General features: G+C 44.8%; 23 protein-coding genes, 2 tRNA genes and 1 rRNA gene. All 26 read left to right on the forward strand.

Features of this window, described 5'->3' with window-relative positions:
* Window positions 1–141: 141 nt before the first annotated feature.
* Complete coding sequence (gene yabP, locus M1K46_RS23390) at window positions 142–447, forward strand: sporulation protein YabP (protein WP_053356251.1); 306 nt, start codon at window positions 142–144, stop codon at window positions 445–447.
* Window positions 444–1,046: a spore cortex biosynthesis protein YabQ gene (gene yabQ / locus M1K46_RS23395; RefSeq protein WP_053356250.1), complete on the forward strand. Its 603-nt coding sequence runs from the start codon at window positions 444–446 to the stop codon at window positions 1,044–1,046. The genes yabP and yabQ overlap by 4 nt, the downstream gene beginning before the upstream one ends.
* A gap of 10 nt (window positions 1,047–1,056) precedes the next feature.
* Window positions 1,057–1,437: an FtsB family cell division protein gene (locus M1K46_RS23400; protein WP_062240335.1), complete on the forward strand. Its 381-nt coding sequence runs from the start codon at window positions 1,057–1,059 to the stop codon at window positions 1,435–1,437.
* Between the two features lie 66 nt (window positions 1,438–1,503).
* Complete coding sequence (locus M1K46_RS23405) at window positions 1,504–1,995, forward strand: S1 domain-containing RNA-binding protein (protein WP_053356248.1); 492 nt, start codon at window positions 1,504–1,506, stop codon at window positions 1,993–1,995.
* A 188-nt stretch (window positions 1,996–2,183) separates the two neighbouring features.
* Window positions 2,184–2,260 (forward strand) — tRNA-Met (locus tag M1K46_RS23410).
* A gap of 26 nt (window positions 2,261–2,286) precedes the next feature.
* Window positions 2,287–2,361 (forward strand) — tRNA-Glu (locus M1K46_RS23415).
* A gap of 191 nt (window positions 2,362–2,552) precedes the next feature.
* Window positions 2,553–5,048 (forward strand): stage II sporulation protein E, encoded by a 2,496-nt coding sequence (gene spoIIE, locus M1K46_RS23420; protein WP_256227867.1) that lies wholly within the window; start codon window positions 2,553–2,555, stop codon window positions 5,046–5,048.
* An 86-nt stretch (window positions 5,049–5,134) separates the two neighbouring features.
* Window positions 5,135–5,881 (forward strand): VWA domain-containing protein, encoded by a 747-nt coding sequence (locus tag M1K46_RS23425; RefSeq protein ID WP_053358408.1) that lies wholly within the window; start codon window positions 5,135–5,137, stop codon window positions 5,879–5,881.
* Window positions 5,847–6,824: a serine/threonine protein kinase gene (locus tag M1K46_RS23430; protein ID WP_256227877.1), complete on the forward strand. Its 978-nt coding sequence runs from the start codon at window positions 5,847–5,849 to the stop codon at window positions 6,822–6,824. The genes M1K46_RS23425 and M1K46_RS23430 overlap by 35 nt, the downstream gene beginning before the upstream one ends.
* A 116-nt stretch (window positions 6,825–6,940) precedes the next feature.
* Complete coding sequence (tilS, locus tag M1K46_RS23435) at window positions 6,941–8,341, forward strand: tRNA lysidine(34) synthetase TilS (protein WP_256227868.1); 1,401 nt, start codon at window positions 6,941–6,943, stop codon at window positions 8,339–8,341.
* 14 nt (window positions 8,342–8,355) lie between these two features.
* The gene (gene hpt, locus M1K46_RS23440) at window positions 8,356–8,895 is read left to right on the forward strand and encodes a hypoxanthine phosphoribosyltransferase (protein ID WP_053356243.1); all 540 of its coding nucleotides are present in this window, start codon (window positions 8,356–8,358) and stop codon (window positions 8,893–8,895) included.
* A 69-nt stretch (window positions 8,896–8,964) separates the two neighbouring features.
* Window positions 8,965–10,872, forward strand: coding sequence for an ATP-dependent zinc metalloprotease FtsH (gene ftsH / locus M1K46_RS23445; RefSeq protein WP_256227869.1), 1,908 nt, complete (start codon window positions 8,965–8,967; stop codon window positions 10,870–10,872).
* A 76-nt stretch (window positions 10,873–10,948) separates the two neighbouring features.
* Complete coding sequence (locus tag M1K46_RS23450) at window positions 10,949–11,719, forward strand: type III pantothenate kinase (protein WP_256227870.1); 771 nt, start codon at window positions 10,949–10,951, stop codon at window positions 11,717–11,719.
* Window positions 11,720–11,760: 41 nt separating this feature from the next.
* A complete protein-coding gene (hslO, locus tag M1K46_RS23455) occupies window positions 11,761–12,642 on the forward strand; it encodes an Hsp33 family molecular chaperone HslO (protein ID WP_256227871.1) in 882 nt (293 codons plus the stop codon).
* 136 nt (window positions 12,643–12,778) lie between these two features.
* Window positions 12,779–13,711 (forward strand): cysteine synthase A, encoded by a 933-nt coding sequence (gene cysK / locus M1K46_RS23460; protein ID WP_256227872.1) that lies wholly within the window; start codon window positions 12,779–12,781, stop codon window positions 13,709–13,711.
* Window positions 13,712–13,889: 178 nt separating this feature from the next.
* Window positions 13,890–15,326, forward strand: coding sequence for an aminodeoxychorismate synthase, component I (gene pabB, locus M1K46_RS23465; RefSeq protein WP_309144603.1), 1,437 nt, complete (start codon window positions 13,890–13,892; stop codon window positions 15,324–15,326).
* Between the two features lie 25 nt (window positions 15,327–15,351).
* On the forward strand, window positions 15,352–15,951 hold the full coding sequence (gene pabA / locus M1K46_RS23470) for an aminodeoxychorismate/anthranilate synthase component II (RefSeq protein ID WP_053356238.1): 600 nt from the start codon (window positions 15,352–15,354) through the stop codon (window positions 15,949–15,951).
* Window positions 15,936–16,841 carry an aminodeoxychorismate lyase gene (pabC, locus tag M1K46_RS23475; protein ID WP_256227873.1) on the forward strand — a complete coding sequence of 302 codons (906 nt, stop codon included), beginning with the start codon at window positions 15,936–15,938 and terminating at the stop codon, window positions 16,839–16,841. Before pabA ends, pabC begins: the two co-directional genes overlap by 16 nt.
* Entirely contained in the window at window positions 16,810–17,673 is an 864-nt protein-coding gene (folP, locus tag M1K46_RS23480) for a dihydropteroate synthase (protein ID WP_091010667.1), read from the forward strand. The genes pabC and folP overlap by 32 nt, the downstream gene beginning before the upstream one ends.
* Window positions 17,666–18,028 (forward strand): dihydroneopterin aldolase, encoded by a 363-nt coding sequence (folB, locus tag M1K46_RS23485; RefSeq protein WP_053356235.1) that lies wholly within the window; start codon window positions 17,666–17,668, stop codon window positions 18,026–18,028. Before folP ends, folB begins: the two co-directional genes overlap by 8 nt.
* Window positions 18,025–18,552 (forward strand): 2-amino-4-hydroxy-6-hydroxymethyldihydropteridine diphosphokinase, encoded by a 528-nt coding sequence (gene folK / locus M1K46_RS23490; protein WP_053356234.1) that lies wholly within the window; start codon window positions 18,025–18,027, stop codon window positions 18,550–18,552. The genes folB and folK overlap by 4 nt, the downstream gene beginning before the upstream one ends.
* Window positions 18,504–18,719 (forward strand): helix-turn-helix domain-containing protein, encoded by a 216-nt coding sequence (locus tag M1K46_RS23495; RefSeq protein ID WP_091010669.1) that lies wholly within the window; start codon window positions 18,504–18,506, stop codon window positions 18,717–18,719. The genes folK and M1K46_RS23495 overlap by 49 nt, the downstream gene beginning before the upstream one ends.
* A 14-nt stretch (window positions 18,720–18,733) precedes the next feature.
* Entirely contained in the window at window positions 18,734–19,729 is a 996-nt protein-coding gene (gene dusB / locus M1K46_RS23500; RefSeq protein ID WP_256227874.1) for a tRNA dihydrouridine synthase DusB, read from the forward strand.
* A gap of 136 nt (window positions 19,730–19,865) precedes the next feature.
* Window positions 19,866–20,288 (forward strand): GreA/GreB family elongation factor, encoded by a 423-nt coding sequence (locus M1K46_RS23505; protein ID WP_175502014.1) that lies wholly within the window; start codon window positions 19,866–19,868, stop codon window positions 20,286–20,288.
* 10 nt (window positions 20,289–20,298) lie between these two features.
* Window positions 20,299–21,792: a lysine--tRNA ligase gene (lysS, locus tag M1K46_RS23510; protein ID WP_256227875.1), complete on the forward strand. Its 1,494-nt coding sequence runs from the start codon at window positions 20,299–20,301 to the stop codon at window positions 21,790–21,792.
* Window positions 21,793–22,155: 363 nt separating this feature from the next.
* A 16S ribosomal RNA gene (locus M1K46_RS23515) occupies window positions 22,156–22,313 on the forward strand; the annotation flags it as partial.

Consider the following 22,313-nt stretch of genomic DNA (forward strand, 5'->3'; position numbering starts at 1 on the left):
TCTTCTTTTATTTAGCTCTTGTTCTCAGCTTAAAACATTAATTTCATCCCTAGTCCTCGGAGGATGCGCTTTTCTTTGTTTAGTCCAAGTTCTAAAGTTGTCCCTCTTTTCATAAACATAAAGCGAAAGAGGGGGATTAGAATGGACCAATATCATAACTATGGCTCCTTAAATAATGCGAACCTTCCAGATCATGACGTGAAAATGGTTGGCCGGAAAAAACTTGAGATCACTGGTGTCAAACAGGTTGAAAGCTTTGATAACGAGGAGTTTCTACTGGAAACAACGATGGGCTTTCTTGCAATCCGGGGTACCAACCTGAAAATGAAGAATCTGGATGTGGAATCCGGCATGGTGTCCATAGAAGGGAAAGTATTTGACCTTGTTTATCTTGACCAGCAGAGCGGGGAAAAAACCAAAGGATTTTTCGGCAAGCTTTTCAAATGACCTTATCTGTACAATTCCAGACGATGCTGTCCATGGCAGCCATGGGAATATGGATCGGGATGGCGATTGATACGTATGGCCGTTTCGTCCATGAACGCCGAAAATGGTACTGGCTGCACTTTATCAATGACTTGATTTTCTGGCTTCTGCAGGCACTGATTGTCTTTTATGTTTTGCTTCATGTGAACCATGCCAATCTCCGTTTGTATATTTTTGCGGCTCTTTTGTGCGGCTTCAGTTTTTATAAAGCGTTGCTGCAAACAGGCTATAAACGCGTGCTGGAAGTAATGATCCGCATTGTCACACAATTGTTCCGCTTTTTCGTAAGGCTTTTCTATGGACTTATCATAAAGCCTGTAAAATGGGTAATCTCTATCATTTTAGCTATAGGCATTTTGGCGGCAAGATGGGTTTGGGCCATTGTTTTCACGCTGCTCAAGATTGTTTTTTCTCCAATAAAATGGTTATTTAGACTGATTTCGCGTTTCATTCCTAAGCAAACATGGTATAATTTAAAAGGTAAATGGCTAAAAAAAGCAGGGATTCTTATTTCTCTGAAGAATACAGTCAAAAATTGGTTCCGCAAACAGGAGAAATAGGAGGGTGGGCATGGTCCAGTTTAATAAAGAGAAGATTACTGAATTAAATACGGGCTACGTTAAAGAACATCATCTCCAGCAAAAGATCGACGCGAAGAAGAAACGTGGTTTATATCGACGCCTGGCAGCTTTTATGGTGGTTTTTTCGTTTTTTGCCTTTATGCTGATCTCAACCATCACTTCCCAAATGGTCTCACTCGAGGATAAGGGGAAGCAAGAAAAACACCTGAAGGCCAAATTAGAGCAGACGAAAAATAAGAAGTCACAATTAAAAGATGAAGTGCATAAACTAAAAGACGTTGATTATATCGGGGAGATTGCAAGGCGTGATTACTTCATGTCAAAGAAGGGGGAGACCGTATTTAAAGTACCAGGGTCTTCGTCGGATTGACATCCCGAATTTTTCACATGTATAATAAAGTAAACTTATGAATACCTAAGGAGGAGCATTTTCTTCATGTCAATTGAAGTAGGCAGCAAGTTGCAAGGTAAGGTTACAGGAATTACTCATTTTGGAGCGTTTGTCGAGCTGCCAGGAGGAACAACCGGACTTGTGCACATTAGTGAAGTTGCGGACAATTATGTTAAGGACATTAACGACCACTTAAAAGTCGGTGATGAAGTCGAAGTTAAAGTCATGAATATCGAAAAAGACGGCAAAATCGGCTTGTCCATTAAAAAGGCGAAAGATAATCCTGCACCGGTGAGAAACAGCTACGGAGCAAACAAAGGAAACTTTGGTGCACCGAAAAGCGGCGGATTCGGCCCGTCAAAAGGCGGATTCAATAAACAGCGCAAAGGTTCTCCTCGCGGCAATGGTGGATTTAACACGGCTGTAACATTTGAAGATAAAATGAGTAAATTCTTAAAAGACAGTGAAGACCGTCTGGCAACATTGAAACGCCAAACAGAGTCAAAACGCGGCGGACGCGGAGCTCGCCGAGGCTAATAGGCTGCTGACTTGAATGCTCAAGCTTCACAACCTTATATAAATACAAAGACATCTCTCAAGGGATGTCTTTTCTTTTTGATTTTTTCAGGCGGATCGGCTGCTTCAGCTTTTCTTTTTAATCTTTTTTGAAAAACCGTTGACAGGTGGTATGGATTCTTGTAATATACTACTTGTGTCTTTAACATGGCGGTGTAGCTCAGCTGGCTAGAGCGTACGGTTCATACCCGTGAGGTCGTGGGTTCGACTCCCTCCGCCGCTACCATGTTTTTCTACAAAAAAAATAAGACTGGCCCGTTGGTCAAGCGGTTAAGACACCGCCCTTTCACGGCGGTAACACGGGTTCGAATCCCGTACGGGTCACCAATTACATATAATTATCAACCCTGTATTTTTTTATAAAAATACAGGGTTTTTTGTATTTGTCCAAGACAATACAGATTTTTTGTATTTGTGCGTCGAGAAGTTTTTTGAACATGCTCTAATCGTTTGACAAAAAATGTGAATTACCTGTGGGTATAATGATACACACAAAAACTATAGGGGTGGTGTGGAGGATGTATCAAAAGGCGGACAGAAATGTAATGGGACCTCTTCGGGCGATGGTGTGGTTTGAGAAGACGCAGAATCTTTCAATCGGCATGAGTAAACGCTTCATGCACAGGCTGGAAAGTGTGCTTTTAAACTGGAGACTGTTGTTGTTTGCTGTTGGTTTTTTACTTGGACGAGCTATGATTCTATCAGAGATAACACCTTTTGCCCTGCCGCTGATCGCTTCAGTATACATTTTGCGGAAGGAACGGACAGGTATTGCGATTCTTGCACTGGTGGCCGGTGCGCTGTCCCATATGCCCATCAACGCATTTTACATAATAACGGGGGTTGTCATTTATGCTGTTTATCAAAAAGCAGCTGACCTGATGACAAAGAACCGTGCCAGATGGGTGCCGGCCGTCGTATTCTTGACAAGCATAACGGCCAGGCTGGCGACCATCTTTCTTACGTCAGGAAACCCTCAAATCAGTGAGTACATGATGGGAGCTGTTGAAGCGGGCCTTTCACTCGTACTTACCTTGATCTTTTTGCAAAGTATTCCTCTATTGAACTTCAAACGAATTCCACAATCGTTAAAGAATGAAGAAATCATTTGTTTTATGATATTGCTGGCTTCTGTCATGACCGGGACCATCGGATGGGAAATTCACCATTATTCGGTTGAACATATCGTTTCAAGATATTTAGTTCTGATGTTCGCGTTTGTTGGCGGAGCGGCGATCGGCTCAACGGTCGGCGTCGTAACGGGGTTGATTTTAAGTTTGGCCAATGTAGGTAGCCTCTACCAAATGAGCTTGCTTGCTTTTGCGGGTCTCTTGGGAGGGCTGCTGAAAGAAGGGAAGCGGCTTGGTGTCGGTTTCGGCCTGTTAATCGGCACATTACTGATCGGTCTGTATGGCGAAGGAAATGTAGCCATTATGCAGACGATGATTGAGTCAGGTATTGCCATTGCTCTTTTTTTACTCACGCCGAATGCCGTGATTTCGAGCATTGCCCGCTATGTGCCGGGATCCCGGGAACATTCTAATGAACAGCAGCAGTATGTTAAAAAGATCAGAGACGTGACGGCGAACCGTGTAGAACAGTTTTCGTCAATGTTCCAGGCGCTGTCTCATTCCTTCTCTTCCTATGGAGAAGATGAATATGAAGAGAGCAACGACCGCGAAGTTGATTTGTTTTTAAGCAACATCACAGAAAAAACGTGCCAGACTTGTTTTAAGAAGGAACAGTGCTGGGCAGTTAATTTTACTAAAACGTATGAGATGATGTCCCAAATTATGTACGAGCAAGAGCAATATCAGGAAATAAAAGATCGGCGGCTTAAACTAGAATGGGAAAAGCATTGTGTGAAGCCTCAAAAGATTACAGATGCTATTTCGAAAGAGCTCTCTCAGTATCGGGCCAGCCAGAAGCTGAAGCAGCAGGTGCAGGAAAGCCGGAAGCTGGTTGCTAATCAGTTGCTTGGCGTATCGCAGGTGATGGGGGATTTTGCGAAGGAAATCCAACGAGAGCATGCCAACCATCAGGTGCAGGAGGAGCAGATTAAAGAGGCGATCCTGCATGCGGGCATTGAGCTGGGGCATATCGACGTATACAGCCTTGAAGCGTCCAATGTGGATATTGAATTGAGCCTCCCATATTGCCAGGGCACCGGGGAGTGTGAAAAAATCATTGCCCCTCTTTTATCAGATATCCTTCAGGAGACGATTGTTGTAAAAAAAGAGGAGTGCAGCTATTACCAGAACGGCAATTGCCATGTGTCGTTCGGATCGGCACGTGAGTTTATCATTGAAACAGGCATTGCTTCGGCGGCAAAGGGAGGAGCATGGCTATCCGGCGACTGCCATTCCACGATCGAACTTGGCGGCGGAAAATATGCCATTGCGATTTCAGACGGCATGGGAAATGGAGAAAGGGCTTTTAAAGAGAGCAATGAAACACTGGAGCTGCTTCAAAAGATATTAAAATCAGGAATCGATGAAGAAGTGGCTATCAAATCGGTCAACTCAGTTCTTTCTCTTCGCACGACAGATGAGATCTTTTCCACACTGGATCTCGCTATGATTGACCTGCAGGATGCTTCACTGAAATTTTTGAAGATCGGCTCATCACCAAGCTTTGTCAAACGCGGTGACCAGGTAAGAATGATTGAGGCAAGCAACCTTCCCATTGGAATCATTGAAGAGTTTGAAGTCGATGTGGTCAGTGAGCAGCTGAAGGCAGGGGACCTGCTCATCATGATGAGCGACGGAATCTATGAGGGGCCAAAGCATGTGGAGAACATTAATGCGTGGATGAAGCGGAAGATCAAAGAGATGGGGACAGACGATCCTCAGGCCATGGCAGACTTGCTTATGGAAGAGGTCATTCGCACAGGATCGAATTCGATTGAAGACGATATGACGGTGGTGGTAGCGAAAATAAACCGTAACATTCCGAAATGGGCATCCATACCTCATTTTCCGAAAATCAATATTAAACGCCCGAAAGCTCAATAATTTCAAAGAATAAAAGTATAAATCCCCTCATCGATGACAAGGATGATAACAGCAAATCATGATGAGAGGAGACGATTTATATGGACATAAAAAAAGGGACACTGCGCCAGGTGCTTCTAATCACAGATGGCTGCTCAAACCAGGGCGAGGATCCGGTTGCGATGGCGGCGCTTGCACGCGAACATGGCATTACGATAAATGTAATCGGCATTATGGAAGAGAACAGTCCTGAATACCTTCATAAAGGCTTGAAAGAAGTGGAGGATATATCCTTGTCAGGAGGTGGTGTGAGCCAGATCGTCTATACGGCACAGCTTTCCCAGACTGTTCAGATGGTCACGAGAAAAGGGATGGCACAAACGATTCATGGCGTCATCAACAGCGAACTTCAGCAGATTCTTGGGAAAGATTCGACTATCGAGGACCTTCCGCCAGAAAAACGGGGGGAAGTTATGGAAGTGGTAGATGATCTCGGTGAAACCATGGATCTGGAATTGCTTATTCTCGTAGATTCGTCCGGGAGCATGGAGAAGAAGCTGGCTACTGTACAGGAGTCGCTCATTGACTTATCCATATCCCTGAACTCAAGGATGGGCTACAATCAATTCGCTCTGTATGCATTTCCGGGCAAGAAGGATGATACAGAAAAGCTGATCGATTGGACCCCTCAGTTAAATTCGATCACCAGTGCGTTCAGCAAGCTTTCATCGGGAGGTATTACCCCGACCGGTCCGGCGATAAAAGCCGCGATCAATGAATTTACGAACAGGCGTTCAAAAAGGAGATTGATCACCGGTGATGAAGAAGAATACTTCGAAGGGTCAGGTTTTTAAGCTCAGGGCCGGTGAACTGGTTACCGGCAAATGGCACCGAAACGAGTATTCCATCATTAGAGAGCTGGGCTCAGGGGCTACAGGAACTGTGTATCTTGCTGCCGGAAGAAACGGCAAGGTCGCTGTTAAAACAGGCCATGACAGCATGGCGATTATTTCGGAAGTCAACGTGTTAAAACACTTTTCAAGGGTCCAAGGCAAAATCCTTGGGCCTTCTTTAATCGATGTGGATGACTATCTTCAAGGACAGCAGCAGATCCCCTTTTATGTGATGGAGTATTTAAAAGGAGATACATTGTTTCACTTCATGAAGAACCATAAAGAAGAATGGGCGGCCATCCTCCTCGTCCAGCTTCTCACGGATCTGCAGATGCTTCATCAGGCCGGGTGGGTATTCGGCGATTTAAAGCCCGACAACCTGCTCGTCGTAGGGCCTCCGCACCGCATTCGCTGGATCGATGTGGGAGGAACGACTCAAATTGGGCGGTCGATCAAGGAATATACCGAGTTTTTTGACAGGGGCTACTGGGGTCTTGGTACCCGGAAGGCTGAACCCTCCTATGACCTGTTCGCTGCAAGTATGATTATGATCAACCTGGCGTATCCCCAACGGTTTGATAAAAGGAAGGATGGGGGACAGCAGCTGAAGGACGCTGTCAAAAACAGCGCCATGCTGTCTCCCTTTCAATCTGTTCTCCTGAAAGGCTTGTATGGAAAATATAAAAGCGCCGAAGAGATGCGCAATGAAATGGTTTCCACCCTGAACAATAAGGGAAGAAGCAAAATGCCGGCCCAGACTGTAAACGGACAGCGGTCAAGCAGACGGTCGGGACAGAGGATCATAAAGAAAAAGAGGAAAAGAGCGGTCATGTTCGAAACGGTTCTCTTGGGCTCATTTCTGTTTATCGTCTATCTGTTTTACCTTGTTAGCCAGTCCATGTAGCGGCAGTTTCAATTCTTTACAGGGACATCCTTGTTTTTGGTATACTACCCGAGAGGCTGTTCATGAAAAAATGGACGAAGGCAAGGTTGAGCCGCATAGGATAAGGAGAGAAGGGAATGCTTCAGGCAGTCGAACAATTTATTAAAAAGCATCAGCTGATTCGCCAGGGACAGACAATCGTTGTTGGCGTATCAGGCGGCCCTGATTCCATGGCATTGCTTCATTATCTTTGGAACCGCAGAAAGGGGGATGAGCTGAACATTATTGCTGCCCATGCCGACCACATGCTGCGGGGCAGAGAGTCGGAAGAAGACCTTTTGTACGTGCAGTCCTACTGCCGAGAGCATGATATTCAGTTTGAGGGCAAACGGTGTGATGTGGATTCCTATAAAAAGAAGAATCAAGTGACGAGCACTCAATTGGCTGCGAGAGAATGCCGGTATGCATTTTATGCTGAAGTCATGGCAAGGCATAATGCCGATTCACTCGCATTGGCTCACCATGGAGATGACCAGACGGAGACCATTCTGATGCGGATGACAAGGGGAAGCTCAGGAACCGCGCTTGGCGGTATGCAAGCGAAACGCTCTTTTGAAGGCCGATGTATTATTCGCCCTTTTTTAGGAATAACGAAGGACGAAATAGAGCATTATTGTAAAGTACATACGATTTTTCCGAGAAGGGATCCGAGCAATGAGGCGGATGACTATGTAAGAAACCGCTTCAGGCATCATGTGCTGCCTTTTCTTAAAAAAGAAAATCCGAATGTTCATCTTCGATTTCAGCAAATAAGTGAAACTTTTTATGAGGATGAAACGTATTTATTGGAACAGGCAAAAAGAAGTCTGGAAGCTGTTGTAACAGTGAAAAAAGCATCGTTGATTGAAGTTTCGGCTGCTAAATTTCTCAACATGCCTATTCCTTTACAAAAAAGGGCGATTACACTAATATTAAACTATCTATATAAGCAAACACCTTCATCTCTTTCCTCACTACATAAGGAAAGCTTTTTAACTTTGCTCGGAAGCGAACATCCATCTGGAAGGCTGGATTTCCCCCATGGTTTGCAGGTAATCCGTTCCTATGACCGGTGCAGGCTGGCGTTTGGGGAAGCCGAAAAGCAGGAAGGCTATCAAATGGAATTGAAAGTGCCAGGAACGCTCGAACTTCCTGTAGGTTTCATCACCGCTGAGTATAAAGAAGAGTATCCGGATGGAAAAAAGGGAAAAGATGTTTTTGTATGTGATGTTAAAAGTGTAAGTTTGCCAATCATTGCGAGGAGCCGCAAACCCGGTGACCGGATGGCCATTCAAGGGGTAGGCGGAACTCGAAAGGTCAAAGATATATTTATCGACCAAAAGCTTGAGAGGGAGAAACGCGATGTATGGCCCGTCCTGCAAGATGGGAGGGGTAACATTATCTGGATTCCGGGTATAAAGCACGCCCCCGTTCCACACTCAAGCAAACCTAAGCAATGGTTAGTCTTACAGTTTCAAAATTTCTGCCAGGACGTCTAGGAGGCCAAAGCAGCATGCATGATGAAATTAAAGAAGTATTAATTTCCGAGGAAGTTCTCCAGGAAAAGATCAAGGATCTCGGAAAGCAATTATCAGAGGATTATCAAGATCGATTTCCGCTTGTTGTCGGAGTATTAAAAGGAGCCCTTCCTTTTATGGCGGATCTTATCAAACGGATGGACATCCACCTTGAGATTGACCTCATGGCTGTTTCAAGCTATGGAACATCCACTGTTTCTTCAGGGGAAGTTAAAATAATTAAGGACCTGGATACATCTCTTGAAGGACGAGATGTCATCATTGTCGAAGATATTATAGACAGCGGTCTGACGTTAAGTTATCTTGTTCAGCTTTTCAAAACCCGTAACGCCAATTCGGTTAAAATTGTTACTCTGCTGGATAAACCGACTGGCAGAAAAGTGGATATCAAACCGGATCTTACAGGTTTTATCGTACCGGATGCGTTTGTTGTCGGTTACGGCCTGGACTATATTGAGCGCTATCGCAACCTTCCTTATATTGGGGTTCTGAAGCCTGAAGTATACGAAAAGTAATCCTGTTTATTTGTTAACATGCAATAATAAATGTATTTCATCGTCTCATTGTCGTTGAGGAGGTAAGGAATGAATCGGATCTTCCGGAACACCATATTTTACTTGTTAATCTTTTTAGTTGTAGTTGGTGTCGTCAGCTTTTTTAACGGAACCAACAATGAAGTGAAGAAAATTCGTTATGACCAATTAACGAATTACATTCAGGATGGGCGCGTAAAAAGCATTGAGTACCAGCCTGAAGGCGGCGTTTATGTTGTTAGAGGAAAGCTGGAGAATGCGAAACAGGGTGAAGTGTTTGAAACATATACACCAGACTCTGAAGAATCCATCAAACAGCTTAACCAGCTAGCTAAAACATCTGACGTTGACATTAAACCAGAAGAGCAGACCAGCGGTTGGGTTACGTTCTTTACATCCATTATTCCGTTTGTCATTATTTTCATCCTGTTCTTCTTCTTGCTCAACCAAGCTCAGGGCGGCGGAAGCCGAGTGATGAACTTTGGTAAGAGTAAAGCCAAGCTCTATAACGAAGAAAAGAAAAAAGTGACGTTCAAAGACGTTGCCGGAGCGGACGAAGAAAAGCAGGAACTTGTTGAAGTGGTCGAATTCTTAAAAGATCCACGAAAATTTGCTGCATTAGGAGCACGTATTCCAAAAGGGGTTCTCTTAGTAGGACCTCCAGGTACTGGTAAAACGTTGCTTGCCCGTGCGGTTGCAGGGGAAGCGGGAGTTCCTTTCTTCTCGATTTCAGGTTCTGATTTTGTTGAGATGTTCGTTGGGGTCGGTGCATCACGTGTACGTGACCTGTTTGAAAACGCTAAAAAGAATGCACCGTGTATCATCTTTATCGATGAGATCGATGCAGTCGGACGCCAGCGCGGTGCCGGTCTTGGCGGCGGACATGATGAGCGGGAACAGACGCTTAACCAGTTACTCGTTGAAATGGATGGATTCGGAGCTAATGAAGGAATCATTATCATTGCTGCGACCAACCGTCCGGATATTCTTGACCCTGCTCTTCTTCGTCCGGGACGATTTGACCGTCAGATTACGGTAAACCGCCCTGATGTAAAAGGAAGAGAAGAAGTACTGGGTGTACATGCACGCAATAAGCCATTAAGTGAAGAAGTAAACTTGAAAACCATTGCCATGCGGACTCCTGGTTTCTCCGGTGCCGATCTTGAGAACCTGCTGAATGAAGCAGCTCTTGTGGCAGCGCGGCAAAACAAGAAGAAGATTAACATGGACGATGTGGATGAGGCGATTGACCGAGTCATCGCGGGTCCTGCGAAGAAAAGCAGGGTTATCTCACAAAAAGAAAAGAATATCGTGGCCTACCATGAAGCCGGGCATACCGTCATCGGTCTAGTGCTGGAAGGGGCAGATACGGTTCATAAAGTAACAGTAGTGCCTCGCGGCCAGGCAGGCGGATACACCGTTATGCTTCCAAAAGAAGACCGGTACTTCATGACAAAACCGGAACTGCTTGATAAGATCGTCGGTCTCCTTGGCGGACGTGTTGCCGAAGAGATTACCTTTAATGAAGTCAGCACAGGTGCTCACAATGACTTCCAGCGTGCTACAGGCATTGCCCGCCGCATGGTTACGGAGTTCGGGATGAGTGACAGACTTGGACCGATGCAATTTGGCTCAAGCTCTGGCGGACAGGTATTCCTTGGACGCGATTTCAACAATGAGCAAAACTACAGTGATGCCATTGCCCATGAAATCGACATGGAAATCCAAAATATCATTAAAGATTCTTACCAGCGCTGTAAACAAATCCTTACAGAGCATAATGAAAAGCTTGAAATCATCGCTCAAACTCTTCTCAATGTAGAAACATTGGATGAAGAGCAAATTAAGGAGCTTGTAAAAACAGGACAGCTTCCTGAGCGTAAAGTCATTTCTTCTCCGGAAAATGATGTAAAGGTTACAATTCATAAAAAAGACGAAGAAGAACGCAAGGAAGATTAAAACGAAGGATGCCTCTAACTCAGAGGCATCCTTTTTAAAAGTAAAAAATCAAATCAAAAGTAAGCGAGGCATTTCCATGATCTTTGTTTTTGACGTAGGAAATACGAATATCGTACTGGGTATGTATGACGGAGATGATCTGAAACATCATTGGAGGGTCAGTACTTCCAGAGAAAAAACAGAAGATGAATACGGAATGCTGATTCTCAGCCTGTTTCAGAATGCGGAGATTGAAAGAAAAGAAGTTGAAGGGATTATTATCTCATCTGTTGTGCCTCACATTATGGCGACGCTCGAGCGGATGTGCCTCAAATTTTTTCATAAAAAACCGCTGGTGATCGGGCCTGGCATAAAGACCGGTTTGAATATAAAATATGAAAATCCAAGAGAAGTGGGGGCTGACCGGATTGTTAACGCCGTTGCAGCGATTCACAATTACGGTAAACCGCTCATTATCGTTGACTTTGGTACGGCCACGACATATTGCTACATCAATGAGGCGGGCCATTATATGGGGGGCGCAATTGCCCCGGGAATTAATGTAGCGACAGAAGGCCTCTATAAAAATGCGGCGAAACTTCCGAGAATAGAGTTTGCCAAACCTGAGAACATTATTGGAAAAAATACGGTAAGTGCCATGCAGTCAGGACTTTTATTTGGATATGTTGGACAGGTTGAGGGTATTGTTAAAAGGATAAAAGCTCAGGAGAAAACGAGTCCAAAGGTAGTGGCCACTGGAGGAATGGCAGGTCTGATCGCAGAGGAATGCGAGCTGATCGATGTGGTTGATCCTTATTTAACCATAAAGGGCCTGCAGCTGATCTACTTAAAAAACAATCGGAAATAAACGAGAACTACTGAGTTAATACATGAGGACAGGTGATAAATATGTCGGATTATTTAATAAAGGCGCTGGCCTTTGACGGGCAGATACGCGCGTACGCTATGAGCGGTAGTGAAATGGTGGGTGAAGCGCAGCGCAGGCACCAAACCTGGCCGACGGCTTCAGCAGCGTTAGGCCGTTCGATGATGGCGAGCACGATGATGGCATCCATGCTAAAAAGTGATAAGCACAAGATGACGGTAAAGATTGAAGGAGGAGGCCCCATTGGTGCTATTGTTGTAGACGCTGCACCAAGCGGTCATACAAGAGGATATGTAACGAACCCGCAAGTCCATTTTGATTTGAACCAGCACGGAAAATTAGATGTTGCACGTGCCGTGGGTAAAAATGGATTTTTATCAGTAGTCAAAGATCTTGGTCTGCGTGATAACTTCACCGGCCAGGTTCCGCTTGTATCCGGGGAGATTGGTGATGATTTCACTTATTATTTCGCAGCCTCTGAACAAGTGCCTTCATCAGTGGGTGTAGGTGTTCTCGTTAACCCGGATAACAGCATTCTTGCTGCAGGAGGATTTGTGATCCAGGTGCTGCCAAATGCATCAGATACAATTATTGATCTTTTGGAAGAGCAGATTTCTGCTATTCCCCCGATCTCTAAATTAGTTGAAAAAGGCCTCACCCCAGAAGAGATCCTGTTTGAACTGCTTGGGAAAGAAAATGTAAAAATACTGGATAAGATGCCGGTTTCCTTCCAGTGCACATGTTCACGGGACCGCATTGCCAATGCACTTGTGTCATTGGGAAGAGAGGAAATCCGTTCAATTATTGAAGACGAAGGGCAGGCTGAAGCCCACTGCCATTTCTGCAATGAAACTTACTTATTTGCAGAGGATGAACTGGAAGAGCTTTATAACGAAAGCAGATAAATTTAAAGAAAATCGATCAAACTTAGAATGCTTTGGGTCTATAGGTCTAAAGCAGTGCATATGAATTGACAGACGATTCGTACTGTTGTTAAACTTAAACCAATGTATTTACTCGGAATTAGGAGAGTGATTAAGGTTGGCGAGAATAGCAAATTCAATTACAGAGCTTATTGGACAGACACCTGTTGTTAAACTCAATCGTATTACAAATGATACTCATGCAGACGTGTATTTGAAACTGGAATTCATGAACCCGGGAAGCAGTGTTAAAGACCGCATTGCTTTGGCTATGATTGAAAAAGCGGAAGCGGACGGCAAACTTAAAGCAGGCGATACGCTTATTGAACCTACAAGCGGGAACACGGGTATCGGGCTTGCAATGGTAGCCGCAGCTAAAGGCTATAAGGCTGTTCTTGTCATGCCGGACACGATGAGCTTGGAGCGAAGAAATCTGCTGCGCGCTTATGGAGCGGAGCTTGTTCTGACACCTGGCGCTGAAGGAATGGGCGGAGCAATCCGCAAGGCGGAAGCTTTATCAAAAGAACACGGCTATTTCTTGGCACAACAGTTCAACAATGAAGCGAACCCGGAGATCCATCGGCAAACCACAGGGAAAGAAATTCTTGAACAATTTCCGGACGGACTGGACGGTTTCATTTCAGGAATCGGTACAGGCGGCACCATCACCGGTGTTGGGGAAGTGCTGAAAGAAGCTTACCCTGAGATTCGATTATACGCCGTTGAACCATCTGATTCTCCTGTACTGTCAGGCGGAAAGCCCGGTCCTCATAAGATTCAGGGAATTGGCGCTGGATTTGTTCCGGAAATCTTAAATACGTCTGTATATGATGAAGTTATCCAGATTACAAATGATGAAGCTTTTGAATTTGCACGCCGTGCGGCTAAAGAAGAAGGAATCCTTGGCGGGATCTCCTCAGGAGCTGCTATCGCTGCTGCTCTTAAAGTAGCTGAGAAGCTGGGCAAAGGCAAAAAAGTGCTCGCCATCATTCCGAGTAATGGTGAACGGTATTTGAGCACACCGCTATATCAATTTGATGAAACAGAATAACAAGAAATGAAGCTGACAATTTTGTCAGCTTTTTCTATGCATGTGAGTATGGTCTAGCTCTAGCGCCCATTAGCAGGGCGCTTGCGCTTTTCTCAAAAGTAATTGGATTTTTATCCCCACATTAATCACTGCATCAGTTACAATAGTATCCATAAGAAAGATCAGGAGCGTGACAGGTGTGCCTTACCCAATTTCTGAAGAGCGACAAATCATCTTTGAAAAAATTCCTCTAACCAAAAGCGAATGGTTCAGCCGTTATAGGAGCCTTTCGGGCAGTGAAGAAAACCACGTTCTCCTTGAAAGCGGACGGAGCGGAAAATACAGTATCATGGGCCTTTCTCCAGTTGCTTATATTGTAGGTAAAAACAATAAAGTTTCTATTGAATATAAAGGCAGCAATACCACGAGAGAAGGAAAACTCCTTCCGATCATTAAAGATTGGCTTAGTTTGTTTAAGTGCGATGTTCCGGCAGGGCTTCCTGATTTTAACGGAGGAGCTATCGGATATTTTAGTTATGATGTGGCCAGGGAGATTGAGAAGCTTCCTCAAAAAGCAGAAGATGATCTTCAACTTCCGGATGTTTCTCTCATGGTATTTGATGATGTATTCGTATATGACCATGAAGAAGAATGTTTATGGCTTATTCTTCACTATGAAGTACAGCATAAAAAAAGGGCTGAATTAAGACTGGAACAATATCGAGCGGAATGGACTGCGGCAAATCACAGCGGCATTTCGGCAAAGAACGAAAAGGCGCCCTTTTCATTTTTGCAGGAATCGGTATCCATGTCTGAAGAAAAGTTTGTGCAGGCAGTAAAACAAGTCAAAGACTATATTGCTGCAGGCGATGTCTTTCAGGTTAATCTATCTGTACGGCAGTCAAAGCCCCTTCTGTCGATGCCATTTGAAATTTATAATGAACTTCGCCGTTTTAATCCATCGCCGTATATGGCTTACTTTCATACTCCTGATTTTCAGCTCGTCAGCGGTTCACCTGAATTATTAGTGAAAAAAAAGGGAGAACATATCAGTACCCGCCCGATCGCCGGGACACGCTCAAGGGGCAAGACGGAAGAAGAAGACCGTAAGCTCGCATTAACACTGATCGAAAATGAGAAAGAACGCGCGGAACATGTGATGCTGGTTGACCTGGAAAGAAATGACCTGGGCAAAGTGAGTAAGTATGGAAGTGTCGAAGTGGATGAGTTTATGGCAATTGAAAAGTACTCCCACGTCATGCACATTGTCTCGAACGTCAGGGGAATACTTCGTGAAGGCTGCGATGCGTTTGACCTGATTGCAGCCACTTTTCCAGGTGGGACGATTACAGGGGCTCCGAAAATACGCACAATGGAAATTATTGAAGAGCTTGAGCCTGTGCGCAGAGGAGTATATACTGGCTCTATCGGCTGGATTGGATACGATGGTGACATGGAATTGAATATCGCGATCCGGACGATGGTCTGCAAGGACGGAATGGCCCACGTACAGGCTGGTGCCGGCATCGTTATCGACTCAGATCCCCAAGCGGAGTATAAAGAGTCGCTGAAAAAAGCCGCTGCTTTATGGCGGGCCAAAGAATTAAGTGAAGAAAGCAAGTACGAGTTAGTTTAGCTGAGCTTAGAGGAGGAAGATGAGAATGATTTTAATGATTGATAACTACGATTCATTCACGTATAACCTTGTACAATATTTAGGAGAGCTGGGAGAAGAGCTTGTCGTCAAGAGAAACGATGAGATCACTCTCAAAGAAATCGAGGCGCTTCAGCCAGATTTTTTGATGATCTCTCCGGGCCCTTGTTCACCGAACGAAGCTGGAATCAGCATGGGAGCCATTAAGCGCTTTGCAGGTGAGATTCCGATTTTCGGGGTATGCCTAGGGCATCAATCCATCGCCCAAGTATTTGGAGGAGATGTCATTCGCTCCGAACGCCTGATGCATGGAAAGACCTCAGAGATTTCACATGACGGAAAGACCATTTTCAGCGGGCTTGAAAAAGTATTTACTGCTACGAGATACCACTCTCTCATTGTAAAGAAAGAAACACTTCCAGAATGTTTCAGTGTGTCAGCATGGACCCCGGAAGGAGAAATTATGGCCATTCGCCATAAGACGCTTCCGGTAGAAGGTGTACAATTTCACCCTGAGTCGATTATGACAGAAGCAGGCAAAAAGCTGCTGCGGAATTTTATCGATCAATACAAAAATAAAGGGAACATGGTATGTACCTCTCAATAGATGGAAAACTTGTAAGTAAAAATGAAGCTTCTATCTCTCCGTTTGATCATGGATATATGTATGGCCTTGGTGCATTTGAAACCGTCAGAGTCTACAATGGACATCCATTTCTTTGGGAAGAACATATGAAGCGTTTAAAAGAAGCGCTTGTTGAGCTGAATATAAAGCATGAACTGGACAGTGCGGCTGCCTGGATCGACACAAGGCGTTTAATGCGGCGGAACAAATGGAAGAATGCTTATATCCGCTTTAATATATCAGCAGGAGCCGGTGAGATCGGCCTGCAGACAGACCCTTATTTAAATCCGACTGTCATTATTTACGGCAAACCACTGCCGGAACAGGGCCCTTTTAACGAGAAAGAGCTTGTCGTGCTTCAGACAAGGCGGAATACCCCGGAAGGAAGAATCCGCTTGAAGTCCCATCATTATTTGAACAGCATCCTCGGTAAAAGGGAGTTGAACAGGCCGCATGAACAGGAAGGCCTGTTTTTGACAGAAGATGGATTTGTCAGCGAAGGAACCGTTTCAAATGTTTTTTGGGTAAAAGATGGGGTACTTTATACCCCTTCCGTAAATACAGGAATTCTGAACGGAATCACGAGGCAGTTCGTCATGGCCAGTGCGGCCAAGATGGGAATGCCGGCAGAAGAGGGTCTATATTCGTCCCTTGATGTACAAAATGCGGACGAGATTTTTTTAACGAATTCGATTCAGGAAATCGTCCCGGTTCGCGCCTTTCAGGGAAAGAACTTTCCGGGTGCTGGCGGGCAGACGGCCCAATCGCTTTTATTTCTTTATCATTCATGCAGCAAAAGTCTATGGAGCATTGATGAATTGTTTGAAGGGAGAACCTATTATGGGACAGACAATAACAGCCAAGAATATTAATCATCTCATATCCTGTGGCCCATACACGCTGGATCTATCCAAGAAAACCTATGTCATGGGAATATTAAATGCCACTCCGGATTCCTTTTCTGATGGCGGCAGATACAACACGATTCAACGAGCAGTTGAGCATGCTAGGCAAATGGTAGAAGACGGAGCCGATATTATTGATATCGGGGGAGAATCCACTCGTCCAGGCGGTGAGAAGGTTGGAGCAGAGGAAGAGTTAAGGCGTGTCGTCCCGGTAATTGAGGCAGTCTCCCGCGAAGTAAGCGTTCCGATTTCCATCGATACGTACAAAGCAGAAGTCGCTGAAAAAGCCATTCTTGCCGGAGCCCATATCATTAATGATGTATGGGGAGCTAAGGCGGATGAACAGATGGCCTCCACAGCAGCAAAGCTCAACGTACCCATCATCCTTATGCATAATCGGAGTGACCGTGATTATGCAGAACTGATGCCTGATATCATTGCCGATCTGAAGAAGAGCATCGCCATTGTTTCGAAAGAAGGCGTGAGACCGGAGAACATCATTTTAGATCCTGGAATCGGTTTTGCCAAAACATATGAGCAGAACCTTGAAACGATGAGGAACCTCGACCAGATCGTGGCGATGGGATATCCCGTACTCCTAGGAACATCTAGAAAATCCATGATCGGGAATGCCCTCGATCTTCCGGTGGATGAACGAATGGAAGGAACAGGCGCCACAGTATGTCTTGGCATTGAACGGGGATGTACGATTGTACGCGTCCATGATGTAAAAGAAATGAGCCGCATGGCAAGAATGATGGATGCCATGCTCGGAAAAGGGATGAAGACGCTTGGATAAAATATATATGAACGGCCTTTCGTTTTATGGCTATCATGGTGTTTTTCCTGAAGAGAATAAACTGGGCCAGCGATTTTTCGCCGATCTGATTCTTGAGATGGATCTTCAGGCAGCAGGTACGACGGATGACCTTGAAAAAACGGTGAATTACGGTGACATTTATTCAACGGTAAAAGAAATTGTAGAAGGCGAACCGAAGAAATTGGTTGAAACGGTAACGGAAAGCATTGCCTCTTCCCTTCTTTCCAGTTACCCGCTGATTCAGCAATGCACGGTTAAAGTTACTAAACCGGATCCGCCTATCCCGGGCCATTATGACTCTGTTGCCATAGAGATAACCCGGAGCAGAGCCTGATGAATAGTGTTTACCTTTCGCTTGGTTCCAACCTTGGGAACCGGGAAGAGTATATCCGGAAGGCGATCGATGCATTAAATGACCATCCTGCTATTAAAGTAGAAAAGATATCATCACTGTATGAAACAGAACCGGTCGGCTACACCGATCAGCCTCCTTTTCTGAATCTGGCGGTAAAACTGCAGACGAGCCTGTCTGCTGAAGCTTTACTGAGCATAACCCAGGAAATCGAGAACCAGCTGGAAAGAATACGGAAAATCAGATGGGGTCCCAGAACAATCGACCTTGACATTTTGTTGTATAATAGTGAACGTATACAGTCAGAACAGCTGCACATTCCGCATCCCCGTATGCTGGAACGTGCTTTTGTGATGATTCCGTTGTTTGAGATTGCTCCATATCTCACATTCCCAGATACAGACGTATCATTGGATGACGTCTTCAGACAGCTGCAGAATAAAGAAGGTGTGCATATATGGAAGAGGAAAAGTGGGGCAGGAGAATACGGGCCTTTCGAAAACTGAAAGGCTATACACAAGAAAGCCTTGCGAAGGACTTGGGGATCTCTGTTTCTATACTTGGAGAAGTAGAACGCGGAAACCGCAAACCGAAAGAAGAACTTATGATTAAGATTGCAACGATCTTTCAGGTTTCTATAGATGAATTAACGCAAGACCATGTTCAAAAATAAGCGAGGTGAAAAGAATGTTGAAAATCGGTGGTATTACCATGAAGAATCCTGTTGTGCTTGCACCTATGGCAGGTGTCTGCAACCCGGCATTCCGCCTGATCGCCAAAGATTTCGGAGCGGGGCTCGTTTGTGCCGAAATGGTAAGCGATAAAGGTATTCTTTACGAGAACGAAAAATCTTTAAAAATGCTGTATGTAGATGAGAGGGAAAAACCGCTCAGCCTTCAGATCTTTGGAGGAGAACGCGAATCTCTTGTTGCGGCAGCAAAGTATGTAGATAAAAATACAAATGCCGATATTATAGATATCAACATGGGCTGCCCAGTGCCTAAGATCACGAAATGTGATGCTGGAGCAAGATGGCTGTTAGACCCAAACAAAATCTATGAGATGGTTGCGGCTACAGTAGATGCTGTGCAAAAGCCGGTTACTGTAAAAATGCGTGTAGGCTGGGATGAAGACCATATTTTCGCTGTGCAAAACGCACAGGCGGTGGAACGTGCCGGCGGTGCTGCAGTATCTGTGCACGGGCGCACGCGCGTGCAGATGTATGAAGGAAAAGCGAACTGGGACATTATCAAGCAAGTAAAAGAAAATGTTTCGATTCCGGTAATCGGAAACGGAGACATCTCTACTCCGCACGATGCCAAACATGCGCTTGAAACCTATGGTGTAGATGGCGTTATGATCGGCCGCGCGGCGCTTGGCAACCCATGGATGCTTTATCGCGCCGTTCAGTTCCTTGAAACAGGAGAAATTCCTGCAGAACCGACACCAAGAGAAAAGATCGATATTTGCATGCTTCATATGGACCGCCTCATTGACCTCAAAGGTGAAGATGTGGCCGTTCGCGAGATGCGCAAACACGCTGCATGGTATTTAAAAGGCCTTCCTAAAACAGGAACAGTCCGAAACGAAGTAAATACAAAAACAACAAGGGATGAAATGAGCAAGCTCCTCTACGGCTATATTGAAGAAGTAGAGGCTAAACAGCAAGGAAAAGCGAGCTGAGCCAATCGCCCTATTGAATCTTACTAACAGCCAGAACTTAATTCTGGCTTTTGTTGCACTTATGTTTTCTAAATAATTAAGGCTTCCTGGTGTTTTCAAAATTATTATTTTTAATAATGATATGGAGGAAAAGCAAATGAACCATGAAACGGTTTTGCTTACGAACGAAGGCACCAGGAGGCTAATGCATGAGCTTAGAAGTTTAATTGAGGAAAAAGAACACTGCCGCACTGAGGATGAAGGCTTGTTTTTAGACAAGAGGATCAAACAGCTCGAACAAGTCCTGTTCCATGCCCAGATTCTCTCCAGTGAAAAAGAGCCCGGACAAACGGCGGAAGTAGGTTCTACGATCACATTGCTGGAACTTGAATTTCAGGATGAGATGACGTATACGATCGTACATCCATTTGAAGCCGATCCGAGAGAGTTTAAAATTGCCGCGGATTCCCCGGTAGCCCAAGCGGTAATCGGCAAGCCTCTGAACGCTAAGATTCATATCTCCCTTCCAGGGGGCCATATTTCATATAAAATCATAAACATACAAAATTGCAAAAGGTAGGAGAGTTTTCATGAGCCAGGATTTAGAATTAAATGATTTGCTGCGTGTCCGCAGAGAAAAAATGAACAGCATCCGTGAAAGCGGGAAAGATCCGTTCGGCACTAAATATATCCGCAACCATACAGCGGCAGACATTACTGAGCAATATCAGGATCTATCGAAAGAAGACCTGGAGGAGCAAGGCATTGAAGTAACCATTGCTGGACGCATCATGACCAAGCGCGGAAAAGGGAAAGCCGGATTTGCCCACGTTCAGGATCTGACAGGACAAATTCAAATCTATGTAAGAACCGATGCAGTAGGCAAGGAGCAGTATGAGCTGTTCAACACGATCGATATCGGTGACATTGTCGGAATTACAGGTACGGTCTTTAAAACTAAAGTTGGAGAGCTTTCTGTAAAAGCGAAAGACTTTCAGCTGCTTACGAAATCACTTCGTCCGCTGCCTGACAAATTCCACGGCCTTAAAGATGTGGAACAGCGCTATCGCCAGCGTTATGTAGATTTAATCATGAACCCTGAAGTAAAAGACACGTTCATCGCCCGCAGTAAAATAATCCGTTCAATGAGACGCTACCTGGATGATCACGGCTACTTGGAAGTAGAAACGCCAACCATGCATTCTATTCCTGGCGGTGCATCTGCACGTCCTTTCATTACGCACCACAACGCGCTTGATATGGAGCTTTACATGCGGATCGCTATCGAGCTTCATTTGAAACGCCTGATCGTCGGCGGTTTGGAAAAGGTTTATGAGATTGGCCGGGTATTCAGAAACGAAGGTGTATCTACTCGTCATAATCCTGAATTTACAATGATCGAACTTTATGAAGCCTATGCAGATTATCTTGATATTATGGAACTTACTGAAAATCTTATCGCTCATATTGCTAAAGAAGTACACGGCAGCACGACTGTTAAATACGGTGAGTACGAAGTTGACCTCGAACCGCGCTGGAAACGAGTGCACATGGTTGATGCAGTAAAAGAAGCAACAGGTGTAGACTTCTGGCCGCAGATGAGCAGGGAAGAAGCATTCGCACTTGCTAAAGAACATAATGTTCCTGTGACAGAAAACATGTCTTATGGGCATATTGTGAACGAGTTCTTTGAACACTTCGTCGAAGAGACGCTCATTCAGCCTACATTTGTATATGGCCACCCAGTTGAGATCTCTCCGCTTGCTAAGAAGAATCCTGAAGATGAAAGATTCACTGACCGATTTGAATTGTTTATCGTCGGCCGTGAGCACGCTAACGCATTCTCTGAGCTTAATGATCCAATCGATCAAAGAGAGCGTTTTGAAGCACAGCTCAAAGAGCGTGACCAAGGGAACGATGAAGCTCACATGATGGATGAGGACTTTGTAGAAGCACTTGAGTACGGTATGCCTCCTACCGGCGGCCTGGGGATCGGAATCGATCGCCTTATCATGCTTTTGACAGACTCACCTTCAATCCGTGATGTACTGTTATTCCCGCAAATGCGCCATAGCGACAAGTAATAACAAAGGAATTTAACACCGCCTGCATGCAGTTTGCAGGCGGTTTTTATATGTTTTTACACGAAATTGAAACTTTTTTCTTAAATAGTATTGCAAGGTGTTTAAATAGGTGGTATATTATTACCTGTCGCTGCAAAGCTTATGTAAATGTTCAACAAACTTGATAAAAACTTTTTAAAAAGAATATTGACAGGCTGGTGACAGCATGGTAATATAATAAAGTCGCCAATGAGCGACGGCAAACGACAACTTAAGCGTTGAAGTTTGACACAAAATGTTCTTTGAAAACCAAACAAAAGCCAGGTAAGTCAGGGATTTTACAATCCCATCAATTTTTAAACTTTAAGAGCTATATCAAACACTTTATTGGAGAGTTTGATCCTGGCTCAGGATGAACGCTGGCGGCGTGCCTAATACATGCAAGTCGAGCGGACCAAAGAGAGCTTGCTCTCTGAGGTTAGCGGCGGACGGGTGAGTAACACGTGGGTAACCTGCCTGTAAGACGGGGATAACTTCGGGAA

The organism is Fictibacillus sp. WQ 8-8 (assembly GCF_024494405.1).
In the GTDB taxonomy this organism is placed as follows: Bacteria; Bacillota; Bacilli; order Bacillales; family Fictibacillaceae; genus Fictibacillus_C; species Fictibacillus_C marinisediminis.